General features: G+C 64.5%; 9 protein-coding genes. 1 reads left to right on the forward strand and 8 read right to left on the reverse strand.

Going from position 1 to position 11,917, the window contains the following annotated elements:
* The first annotated feature begins 17 nt into the window (after window positions 1–17).
* Window positions 18–1,106, forward strand: coding sequence for a sigma-54 dependent transcriptional regulator (locus tag P3C29_RS31255; protein ID WP_010175493.1), 1,089 nt, complete (start codon window positions 18–20; stop codon window positions 1,104–1,106).
* Between the two features lie 35 nt (window positions 1,107–1,141).
* Here the strand turns inward: P3C29_RS31255 and P3C29_RS31260 are convergent, their stop codons facing one another.
* The 8 genes from P3C29_RS31260 to P3C29_RS31295 form a co-directional block, all read right to left on the reverse strand.
* Window positions 1,142–2,947 (reverse strand): ABC transporter ATP-binding protein, encoded by a 1,806-nt coding sequence (locus P3C29_RS31260; protein WP_275966316.1) that lies wholly within the window; start codon window positions 2,945–2,947, stop codon window positions 1,142–1,144.
* A gap of 158 nt (window positions 2,948–3,105) precedes the next feature.
* A complete protein-coding gene (locus P3C29_RS31265; protein ID WP_275966317.1) occupies window positions 3,106–3,618 on the reverse strand; it encodes a GNAT family N-acetyltransferase in 513 nt (170 codons plus the stop codon).
* A complete protein-coding gene (locus P3C29_RS31270; RefSeq protein WP_275966318.1) occupies window positions 3,618–5,057 on the reverse strand; it encodes an MFS transporter in 1,440 nt (479 codons plus the stop codon). The genes P3C29_RS31265 and P3C29_RS31270 overlap by 1 nt, the downstream gene beginning before the upstream one ends.
* Window positions 5,054–6,262 (reverse strand): acyl-CoA dehydrogenase family protein, encoded by a 1,209-nt coding sequence (locus tag P3C29_RS31275; protein ID WP_010175501.1) that lies wholly within the window; start codon window positions 6,260–6,262, stop codon window positions 5,054–5,056. Before P3C29_RS31275 ends, P3C29_RS31270 begins: the two co-directional genes overlap by 4 nt.
* A 20-nt stretch (window positions 6,263–6,282) precedes the next feature.
* The gene (locus P3C29_RS31280) at window positions 6,283–7,998 is read right to left on the reverse strand and encodes an ABC transporter ATP-binding protein (RefSeq protein WP_275966319.1); all 1,716 of its coding nucleotides are present in this window, start codon (window positions 7,996–7,998) and stop codon (window positions 6,283–6,285) included.
* Complete coding sequence (locus tag P3C29_RS31285) at window positions 7,995–8,858, reverse strand: ABC transporter permease (RefSeq protein WP_201122846.1); 864 nt, start codon at window positions 8,856–8,858, stop codon at window positions 7,995–7,997. Before P3C29_RS31285 ends, P3C29_RS31280 begins: the two co-directional genes overlap by 4 nt.
* Complete coding sequence (locus P3C29_RS31290; protein ID WP_275966320.1) at window positions 8,855–9,835, reverse strand: ABC transporter permease; 981 nt, start codon at window positions 9,833–9,835, stop codon at window positions 8,855–8,857. The genes P3C29_RS31285 and P3C29_RS31290 overlap by 4 nt, the downstream gene beginning before the upstream one ends.
* Window positions 9,832–11,493, reverse strand: coding sequence for an ABC transporter substrate-binding protein (locus P3C29_RS31295; RefSeq protein WP_275966321.1), 1,662 nt, complete (start codon window positions 11,491–11,493; stop codon window positions 9,832–9,834). The genes P3C29_RS31290 and P3C29_RS31295 overlap by 4 nt, the downstream gene beginning before the upstream one ends.
* Between the last annotated feature and the right edge of the window lie 424 nt (window positions 11,494–11,917).

Below are 11,917 nucleotides of genomic sequence, written 5' to 3' on the forward strand. Positions count from 1 at the left end.
TATTCAAAGGGATCACCATGCAACTGCTGACCTTACCGCCCTCGCCCGCCCTTGCCACCTCTATCCGCGCCACCGCGCAGGTGTTTGAAGACCCCAGGTCCAAGGCCTTGCTCAAGCACGTGCAACAAGTCGCGCCGAGCGAAGCCAGCGTGCTGATCATCGGTGAAACCGGCACCGGCAAGGAGCTGGTGGCGCGCCACATTCACAACCTCAGCGGCCGCAAGGCGCAGCCGTTCGTGGCGGTAAATTGTGGCGCGTTCTCCGAGTCCCTGGTGGAAGCCGAACTGTTCGGCCACGAGAAAGGCGCATTCACCGGCGCCCTCAGCGCCAAGGCCGGCTGGTTTGAAGAAGCCAACGGCGGCACGCTGTTCCTGGATGAAATCGGCGACCTGCCGATGTCGATCCAGGTCAAGCTGCTGCGGGTGTTGCAAGAGCGTGAAGTGGTGCGCCTGGGTTCGCGCAAAAGCATTCCGATCAATGTGCGGGTGCTGGCGGCGACCAACGTACAGTTGGAAAAAGCGATCAACGCCGGGCATTTTCGCGAGGACCTGTTCTACCGCCTGAACGTGGTCAACCTGGAACTCAGCCCATTGCGGGATCGCCCCGGCGATATCCTGCCGCTGGTGCAGTATTTCATCGACACCTACACCCGCCGCCTGGGGTACGGCGAGATCATCTTGAGCAAGGAAGCCGAGCAACGGCTGGCCACGTACAGTTGGCCGGGGAATATCCGCGAGCTGGAAAACGTCATTCACCACACCTTGCTGATCTGCCGCGACGGCGTGATCCAGGCCGATGACTTGCGCATGTCCAACTTGCGCATCGAACGCCAGGAAGACAGCACGACGGCCCATGACTTGCTCGACCAGGCCTTCCAGCGACTGTTCGAAGAGCAGATCGACAACCTCCACGAACAGGTCGAGCGCAGCCTGTTGACCGCTGCCTACCGGCTCTGCCAGCACAACCAGGTGCACACCGCCGAGTTGCTGGGGCTCAGCCGCAACGTGACCCGCACCTTACTGATCAACCTGGGCGAGCTGAAGGTCAACAAGCGCCGCCCATTGGCCAACACCAAGGATGAGCGGGTGCTGCACCTGTCGATCTGAGCGGCACTGCGCGGCGTACCCGGTACGCCGCTTGATCACAGCACCGCTTCGTCCAGCGCATCGCTGAACTGGCGACTCCACAACCGCGCATAGTGGCCGCCCTGGCGCAGCAGTTGTTCGTGGCTGCCGTCCTCGACGACCCGGCCATTGTCGAACACCAGGATCCGGTCCAGATGGGCCACGGTGGACAGCCGATGCGCGACCACCAATACAGTCTTGTCTTCCATGATTTCGTCGAGTTTGTCCTGGATGAAACGCTCGGTGATCGAGTCCAGGCTGGAGGTGGCTTCATCCATCACCAGGATCGGCGCGTTCTTCAGCAACACCCGGGCGATCGCAATGCGCTGGCGCTGGCCGCCGGACAACTTGACCCCGCGCTCGCCCACCAACGACTCGTAGCCGTGTTCCATGCTGTCGATAAACTCACTGGCACCGGCGCGATGGATCGCCTCGGCGACTTCGTCCATCGAGGCATCCAGGCGGCCGTAGTGGATGTTTTCGCGAATGCTGCGGTGAAACAGGCCGGGCTCCTGGGGAATCAGGCCGATCTGCTGGTGCAGCGAATGCTGGGTGACGTGGCGCACGTCCTTGCCGTCCACCAGCACCTGGCCTTGCTGCACGTCGTAGAGGCGCAGCAGCAAGCTCAGCAGCGTCGACTTGCCGGAGCCCGAGGCGCCCACCAGGCCGACTTTCTGGCCGGCGGGGATGACGATATTCAGCTGCTCGAAAATCGGCCGGCCGGTGCCGTAACTGAAACCCACGTCGCGAAACTCGATATCCCCGCGCTTGACCTGCAGCGCCTTGGCACCGGGTCGGTCGATGACTTCGTGGGGGCGAATCAGGGTGCGCACGCCGTTGGCGATATTGCCGGTGGCTTCGAAAAATTCGAGAAAGCGCCGCGACAGGTTTTCGACATCGCTGATGATCAATAGCGAAAGGCTGGTGGACATCACAAACGCGGCGATATCGATGCGGTGACTGCGCCACAGATAGAGCGCGAGCAACAACAGCCCCAGCTTGAGCACCACGCCACAGCTGGCCTGAAACCAGCGAATTTTCTCCATGTAGCCCAATGATCGATAGGCAGCCGCTACCTCCTTGTCCAGGAAGGTGCCGAGGTAACTGTGCTCGAACGCGTGGCGCGCAAACAGACGGATATTGGCCAGGTTAGAGACCGCATCCACCACCTTTCCCGTGCTGGTACTGCGCGCTGCCGAATACTGCTGGGCGAGAGGATGACTGCGGCGTGCGAGCACGTAGCAGATAGCGATGAACGCCACCGACCAACCCGCCATGAACAACGCCAACAGCGGCGATGCGGTCCACAGCAGCGCCGTGGCCAGACTCAGCGTCACCAACAGTGGGATCAGGTCGAACAACAAGATGCTCAGGGTCTGATTCACGCCCAGGGTAATTTCCGCCACCCGATGGGCCAGCGCCCCGGCGAACTCATTGCTGATGAAACGATGGGAATGCTGTTGCAGATAGGCGAATACCACATGCGTCACCGTGCGCCGCTGCAACGGCAAGACATGGATATGGCAGCCTGCGGATGCACGGGTAAACAGTACCTGGCACACCAGGAGCAGACTCAGCAGCGTCAGCGGCCATTGCAACACCTCAAACGCACGCTCCGCCTCCAGCCCGTTGCTGACGGTACGCGTAATCTGCCCCAGCCCCCAGGGCGTCAGAATCGAACACACCACGGCAGCAATCTGCAGCAGCAAAATGGCCAGGTACCAACCTTTGAAATGGCCGATGAAATGCCGCACAAAGGCCGCCGGAGTCGACGGCAAGTGCTGGACATTCCAGGTGCGAAACAATGAAAAAGACGAGCTCATGGCCAATGGCATTCCTGAATGACGCCTGTGGCCGCGCAGCTTTCAGGCAAAAAATGGCACCGTCGGTGCCTGATGGTCAGCAAATGGAACAGACAACCGAATCACCTGTGGCAGGGAGCTCCCTCGCCACAGCAAGCTCCCTAGGCACAAGTTCAGCGTCACTTTTGCGATTGGTAGCGAATTTCCTCCAGCTCACAACCGCCCCGGGTAAGGGTACGGCTTGATTCGGCCTGCGCTGTCCATCCGGCGTTTTGGTAAAAGCGTATTGCCCGCCGGTTTTCAGCCAGCACCCACAACGTCGCCGTCTCCAGGCCCTGGCTGGCGAGATGTTCCAAACCCTTGAGCCACAGCGCCCACCCCACCCCGGTTCCCCAATGCTCGGCCAGCACATACACCGCCTGCACTTCGCCGGTCTTGCCGGGGTCAGCGTCCTCATCGCGGCTCGGGCTCACGGCAATCCAGCCGACCACCTGCCCATCGACCTCTGCCACAAACACCGCTTCGCGTCCCTGCTCGATCAACTGCCGCCAGGCAGCTTCGCGCCGGGTCTGTGTCGCCTCCAGCGAAGCCAGGTAATCCACGGGCATCAGCTCACGGTAAGCCTCCTGCCAACTGCGGATATGCACCCGGGCGATGTCACCCGCGTCCTCGAGACGTGCTGCACGAATCATCAAATTCCCTCTGCGCGTTTTGCATAAATCGCCGAGCCTGCCTGCGGCGACAGCCTGCGATAAACCAGCCCCGATAATGCACACAGCAATCCGGCACCCGCCATGATCCAGGCGATATCACTCTGCTCGACCGTGGCATGCCCGCGCACGGCCATGATCAAGCCGAGCAGGCCCGCCGCGATGCCCACCGACAAACTCAACGTCAACTGAATGGTCATCGCCGACAGGCTACTGGCACGGCTGGATTGCTCCGGTGGCACGTCGGCATAGGTCAACGCACCCAGGGTGCTGAATTGCAGCGAGCGAATGATCCCGCTGCCAAATAACACCAGTATTACAATCCAGTAAGGCGTCGATACCTCGAACAGGCTGCACGCCAGGATGGTTGCACCGGTGAGCACGGCATTGCTGATCAAGGTGCGCCGGAAACCGAAGCGGCTGACAATCCGTACCGCCAGCATCTTCATCAGGAACGCCCCCACGCCGCCGGCAACGCTCAGCAGCCCGGCCTGCAACGGGTTAAGCCCGAAACACAGCTGGAACAGCAGCACCAGCAAAAACGGCTGTGAAGCACTGCCGATACGCATCAGGTTGCCGCCCCAGAAGCTCACCGCGAAGGTCGGTATTTTCAACAATGAGAAATCGATCAACGGGTGGGCCGTGCGCCGCGCATGCCGGACATACAGCCAGGCACTCAACAGACCGCCGCCAATCAGCAGCAACGCCCACTGACGAGGCAACAGGCCGTGGCCCAGCACCTCGAAACCGAACACCAGCCCGCCCAGTGCCACACCGCTGAGCAATAGGCCGGGAACGTCCAATGGCTGGCCAGGCATTCCGGAATAGTCCGGGATGTAGCGCAGCACCAGCATCACCCCGAGCACGCCGATCGGCACGTTGATCAGGAAGATCCAGTGCCACGACAACACCGTCACCAGCAAACCGCCCAACGGAGGGCCCAGCAGCGGCCCCACCAGCGCCGCCACCGTCAGGTAAGACATGGCGCGCAGGAGGTTTTCCCGCGCCGACCAGCGCAGCAGGATCACCTGCCCCACCGGCACCATCATCGCCCCCGAAGCGCCCTGGGCCAACCGCGCCAGGGACAGTTGCAGCAGCGAGCCCGAGCAGGCACACGCCACCGACGCCAGGGTAAACAGCACGATCGCGCTGATAAATACCCGGCGCGGCCCGAACCGGTCGGCCGCCCAGCCACTGACCGGCACAAACAGCGCCACCGCCAGCAGGTACAGCGACACCACCAGGTTCATGCGCACGCTCGGCTCGCCGAAATCCTGGGCCATCTGCGGCAGCGCCGTGAGCACCGCCGTGGCGTCGATCAGTTCCATGAACAGCGCACAGCCGATGATCATCGGCACCCGGCGCGCGTACCCGGTGCCCACTTCGCCCACGGGGTGTGAAAGGTCGAGGGCTTTGTTCAAAACAGCCCCGAGGTCGGTGGCGGCGTGCCCTTGAGTTGCCAGGCGCCCACGGCCGCGGCCTTCCAGTGCCGGGGATTGTGGTTGGCCACGGTGCGCGCGTTGCGCCAGTGGCGGTCCAGGTTATGGGCGCGGCCGGTGGTGGACGCGCCACCCACGTCGAACACCAGCTCGGCGGCCTTGAGTGCCGATTCGGCGGCGATATATTGCGCCTGCGCCACATCCACCGCTGCCTGGTCGACGGCCACCGCCTCCAGATCGGCCGCCCAGGCGCGGTCGATGGAGTCGGCCGCATGCAGCACCACCGCTTCGGCGGTAAACGCCCGGGCCGAAACGTCGCCCACGCTCAGCTCCACATACGGGTCATCCACCGAGCGGGTGGCGCTGCTGTGCTTGATCGGCCGCGCATGGTCCTTGGCGAAGGTCACCGCATCATTCAGCGCATTGCGCGCAATACCGGCCTGCACCGCCGCGAGGAACACCTGCAGGAACGGCGTGACAATCGTGCGCTTGCCCTCCTCGACCGTGCGGGTGCGGATCTCGCTGGCCAACACCTGCACGTCATGCAGATGGGTGGTGCCGCTGGCGGTCAGGCGCTGGCCCATGGCGTCGAAATCATCCAGCAGCTCCAGGCCCTGGCGGTCCCGGGGCAGGATGAAGGAGACGGGCTGGTCATTTTCGTCCAGGGCCACCGCACTGACCCAATCGGCGTACAACGAACCGGTGCTGTAGTACTTGCTGCCGGACGCGCGGAAATGCTCGCCGTCACGCACGATACGCGCGCTGATGGAACCGTTGGCACCACCGACTTCCCAGCCGGCATTGCCGATCACGGCGCCTTGCCGATAGCGCTCGAACCAGCGCTCACGCTCCTCTTCCGCCCCCTCGGCGCGGGAGGCCAGCAAGCCTTCGACAAACCCGAAACCGGGGCGCAGGGCCTGGGCCACGTTGGAGTCGGCCGAGGCGATGCGAATCAGCAAGGCAATCACGTCCTTGACCGAACCACCGGCGCCGCCAAAACGCTTGGGAATCCGCACGGTAAACAGCCCCGCCTGGGCGATCTGCGCCACCGCCTCGTACGGCAGCTGGCGGTCGCGCTCGCGTTGCGCAGCGCCAGCAGCGATCTGCGGCAGGATGCGGTCGGCGCGGGCGTTCAGTTCGGCCACCGTCACAACCGGTGGCGTGGGTACAGCAGACAACTTGCTCATGGCACTTCCTTGATTCAGGTCTAGATGGCGATTTTCCACAGGCGCGATTCATCAAACAGCCAGCCGGGGTGTTCCGGCTCCAGGGCCGGCACGACCAACTGCGTGCCGCTGCCGGGCAGGCGCGGGACTGCGCCCAGCAGGCGTTGGGTGTATTCATGTTGGGGGGACTCAAACAACGTCTCGACGCTCGCACTTTCCACCACCTGGCCGTGGCGCATCACCAACACTTCATCGCTGACGTGGCGAATCACGCCGAGGTCGTGGGAAATAAAAAGGTAGGCCAGGCCCAGCGAGGCTTGCAGGTCGGCCAGCAGGTCCAGCACCTGGGCCTGCACCGACACATCCAGCGCCGACACCGGCTCGTCACAGATAATCACCTTGGGGTTGCTGGCAATCGCCCGGGCAATCGCCACGCGCTGACGCTGCCCGCCCGACAATTGCAGCGGCCGACGCTCGGCCAGTTGCGGCGCCAGGCGGACCTGGTCGAGCAACTGCGCCACTCGGGCGGCCTGTTGCTCGGCGTCGATGCCTGCGACGTCCAGCGCATCACTGAGGATCTGCCCGACCGTCCAGCGCGGGTCGAATGAACTCAGCGGGTCCTGATAGATCACGCTGATGTCGCGGCGATGCAAACGTCGGGTTTTCTCCTCGACCCGTTCGGCGCCTGCGGCTGCCCATGGCTGGTCAAGAAAACGCACCTCGCCGGCATCCGGTTGCAGCAGCCCGAGGGCGATGCGCGCCACCGTGGTTTTGCCCGAACCGGACTCACCGACGATGCCCAGGGTCCGGCCGGCGCGCAGCTCAAAGCTGACGCCGTCCACCACTTGGCGTGACTGTTGATCGGGGCCGACATACCGTTTGCCCAGGCCCGTGGCCTTGAGCAACACCGGCGAGTCCGCGCCCGGCCGCGGCTGAGCGACAGCATTGCTGCGCTCCGGCGACAGGCGTGTGCCCCGGGCATGCTCGGCGGGCACCGCATCCAGCAGCGAGCGCGTGTAGGCGTGGCGCGGGTTGAGCAGCAGCTGATCCATCGGGCCCTGCTCCACCACTTCACCGTGGCGCAAAACAAGTACCTCATCCGCCAGTTGCGCGACCACCGCCAGGTCATGGCTGATGATCAGCAGCGAATCGCCACGGGCCTTGATCTGCTGCAACACCTGCAGAATCTGCGCCTGCACCGTGGCATCCAGCGCGGTGGTGGGTTCATCGGCAATCACCAGGCCGGGGTTCAACGCCAGCGCGCTGGCAATCAGCGCACGCTGGCGCAGGCCGCCAGAGAGTTGATCGGGACGCTGGCGGGCACGCAGTTGCGGCTCGGGTACACCGACCAGGTCCAGCAGCTCGATGACCCGCTCGCCACGGCTGCGACGGTCGCCCCAGCGGTGGGTCTCCAGCACTTCGAGAATTTCCTTGCCCACCGGCCGCAACGGGTCGAGGGACACCAGAGCATCCTGCAATACGAAGCCGATGCCGTTGCCGCGCAAACGGCGCCAGCCGCGCTCCGACAGGCTGAGCAAATCCACTCCGTCGTAACTCAAGGTGCGCGCCGTGACCTTGGCGCCCGCACCCGCCAGGCCGATCAGGCTGCGGGCGGTGACGCTTTTGCCCGATCCGGACTCACCCACCAGCGCCAGGGTTTTGCCCGGCTCCAGGGTGAAAGACAGATTGCGTACCACCGACTGCCCGGCAAACTCGATGGACAGCGCTTCAACGATCAAGCGTTTCTGGTCGCTCATGAAAGACGGCCCTCCAGGCGTTGTTGCAGGTAACGGCCAGTGACCGTGGTCGACAGCGTGGTCAATACGATGAACAGGCCGGGGAAGAACGTCAGCCACCAGGCGTTGGCGATAAAGTCGCGGCCCATGGACAACATGGTCCCCCACTCCGGCGCCGGCGGACGTGCGCCCAGGCCGAGAAAGCTCAGGGCCGAGGCCCAGACAATCGCCTGGCCCACGCCCATGGTCAGGGTCACGATCAACGGGCGCATGGCGTTCGGCAGCAGCTGGCGCAGGATGATGCGCAGCGGCGGATGCCCGAGGGCCCGGGCGGCTTCGATGTAGCCCGCGTTGCGCACCGCCAGCACCTGGCCGCGAACCATCCGTGCGTAACCCGGTGCGCTGCCCAGCCCGGTGGCGACAATCAGCGGGCCAATGCCGCTGCCGAAGATCGCCACGAACAGCAGCGCCAGAATCAGGCTCGGGAACGCAAACAGCACTTCCAGCAACCAACCCACGCCACGGTCCACCCGCGCGCCGCCGAGCCCGCCCAGCAGGCCGAGCACGATGGCGATGCTCATGGCGATAGCGGTTGCAGCAAGCCCGATAAACAGCGACTGGCGCGTGCCGTAGATCACCCGGGAAAAGATATCCCGTCCCGACTGATCGGTGCCGAACCAGTGGGCCAGGCTCGGCGAATGAAATGCATCACGGGGCACGATGGCCAGCGGGTCGCTGTAGGCGAACAACTGCGGCACCAGCGCCGCGACAATCACCAGCAGCAGAAAGGTAATCGCCAACAGCGGGCCGGGCCGCAGCGTGCGGGTGGTGCGCTGAATCCGCAGCGCCGGCAGCGGTGCTTCGAGGGTCAGGCCGCTCATGCTGGAATCTCCTGTTGGCGAGGGTCGACCCACAGGTACAGCAGGTCGACCAGAATGTTGGCGAGCACATAACCGGCAGCGACCACCAGGCTGATGCCGATGGTCAGCGGCAGGTCCTGTGCCTGCACCGCCTGGTACAGCTGACGGCCAAGGCCCTTGCGGGAAAAGATCACTTCAATCACCACCGCGCCACTGATCAGCGCGCCGATGGCCCAGCCCGACAGCGAGATGCCCGGCAATACCGCGTGGCGCAGTGCGTGTTTGAAGCGCACGTTGAAGTCACTCAGGCCACGGGTTCGGGCGGTCAGGATGAAGGGTTGGTCGAGGGTCAAATCCAGGGATTCACGGGTGACCTGGGCGATAAACCCCGCCAGCGGAATCGCCAGGGCGAACGACGGCAATACCAGCGTGCGCCAGCCGTCACTGCCCGCCGGCGGGAACAGCCGCAGGCCGAACGCAAACACCGCCAGCAGCAGAATCCCCAACCAGAAATGCGGCAACGCGGCGGCCAGGGTTTCGGCCAACGAGGCCAGGCTGGCCACCCAGCGTCGGCGCCCGGCGGTCAGCACCGTCAGCGCCAGCACCAGCACCCAGGCCAACGCGAGCGACGTCAGGGTCAGCTCCAGGGTCGGCCAGGATTGCTCGGCGAGCACTCGGGTCACCGGCAGATGCTGGGAATAGGAAACCCCCAGGTCACCCTGCACCAGGCGCCCGAGGTACAGCGCGTATTGCACCGCCAGTGGCTTGTCGAGGCCGTACTCGCGGGTGGCTTCGGCGATGGTCTCGGCGGTGGGATTGCCGCTCGGGCCGCCGAGGATCGCCAGCACCGGATCACCGGGCATCAGGCGCAAGGCAAAGAAGGTCAGCGTGGCCACCGCCCAGAGCACAAGCACCCCGCCGGCAAGGCGCCACAGCGCACGTTTGCCGAGCCGGGCCAGGCGCTCGCGCCGTGGGTTGGCAAGTGATGGACTGCTCATTTGTTCACCCATGCGTCATAGAGATAGGTCACCGCCAGCGACGGCTCCAGCCGCACGCCCTGGGTGGTCTTGTAGATACCCAGCCGCGTGCTTTGCGGGTAGGTGGTCAATTGCAGGTACTGGCTGGAAGCGATTTTCTGCGCCTGGTAATACAGGGCCCGGCGCTGCCCGCTGTCCTGGGTGGTGAGGGCCTGCTGGATCAGCGTGTCGAAAGCCGGGTCACTGAAGCCTGCGGTGTTCTGGTGATAACCCCCTACGCCTGCGGGGCGAATGAACTCGCTGCCAAAGATGATCCGCAGCACGTCGGCGGTGTTGGTGTTCCAGTAGCCGAGGCGAATGTCGTAGTCCCAGTCGGCCTGGCGCTTGGTGGCCTGCACGTCACTCATCTGGTCGACGATCAGCTCGAAGCCGGCCTGCCGGGTGGTGGCCTGTACCTGCTCCCACAGGGTGTATTCCGACGGTGGCGTGCGGTTGCCCATCACCACATGGACTTGCAGGCGCTTGCCGTCCTTGGTGCGGTAGCCCTCGCTGTCGCGTTGGGTCCAGCCGGCCTGGTCGAGCAATTGCGCGGCCCGGGCCGGGTCGTAATCCTGGGCGTGCTGGAACTCCGGGTTGTAGAAGCGCGTGGCCGGGCTCAACGGGCCGCCGGCGCGGGGGAATTCGTTGAAGTACACACTCTTCAACGCACCCTCGATGTCGGAGCTGCGCACAAAGGCTTCGCGCACCCGCAAGTCATCGAACGGCGCACGGGTAATGTTCAGGGTGCCGTTGGTGGGGTTGCCGGGGCGCTGGGCGATCACCAGGGTCAGGTCCGGATTGCGCCGGGCGGCCTCGTGGGATTCGGGCGGTAACGCTTCGATCACATCGACCTCACCGGCCTGCAACGAGGCGAAGCGCACCGAAGGTTCCTGGATGAACTTCCAGACGATCCGGTCGAGCCAGGCCGGGCCCTGGTGTTTGGCGGTGGGCGGCGCCCAGTTGTAGTCGGGGTTGCGCACCAGCTCGACCTGGCTCTGGCGGTCCCAGCGCACGACCTTGAACGGGCCGCTACCGACCGGGCTTTCGCAGTTCACGTCGCGGGAGCGCAGCAGTGCGGTGGGCGACTCGATGCCCAGGAAGCCTTGGGCCAACACTTCCAGAAACGCCGCGTAAGGCGTGGCCAGGTGCACCACGGCGGTGTATTCGTCGAGCACGTCGGTGCTGCGGTATTGGCGGATGTAGCCGCCTGCGGTGCTCGACTGGGTCTTGGGGTTGGCCATGTGGTCGAGGTTGGCCTTGACCGCGGCGGCGTTGAACGGGGTGCCGTCGGTGAAGTGCACGTCGTTGCGCAGATGGAAGGTGTAGGTCAGGCCGTCCGGGGACACTTCCCAGGTCTTGGCGAGCCATGGGCCGATGCGGCCGTCGGCGTCCATCGAGACCAGGGAGTCCAGGTATTGTTGGGCGACGAACACCTGGGGCATGTCGCCGGCCACGTGGGGGTCGAGGCAGGTGGGTTCGCGGTCGGTGGCGTAGACCAGGGTGCCGCCTTTTACCGGTTGGTCACTGCGGGTGACGGTCGAGCCGCTTTGGCCGCAGCCCAGGAGCAGGCCGCAGAGTGTGGCGGTGCCCAGAAGGAGCAGCGGGCTGGATCGTCGCGGGTAAGGGGCGGGTTCTTGCATGATGAGTGAGGCCTGAAGTCCGGGGATTGGGTCATTGCACAAGGCATGCCGGGTTTCAGGGGCCGTAAATACGGGACATTGGGCGGGCGGGAGATTGGGGAAAACGACAATGTGTGTGGGAAGTGTTGGTCAGGCAACAGCTTGGGAATGAGGTGGACCGAGTACATATCCGTTGCTGCGGTAACGGCGGCTATGGGTTCCGCTCTTACAGCGGCTCACTTTTGAAAAGCGCAAAAGTAAGCAAAACGCTCTTGCCCCACCACTCGGCACCTCGCCTAGGCTCGGTGTGCCCTCTCTCCGGTACTACTGCGCGGGCCGCCGCGACGGGGCGTCCCTGCCCCGTCGCGGCTAAACCGGCGTCCTGCCGGTTTACCCGCTCCGTACTACCTGCGTTCGGCCAGCGTGGTTTAACGGGGCGCCTAAG

Source organism: Pseudomonas sp. 1912-s, assembly GCF_029269205.1.
Classification (GTDB): domain Bacteria; phylum Pseudomonadota; class Gammaproteobacteria; order Pseudomonadales; family Pseudomonadaceae; genus Aquipseudomonas.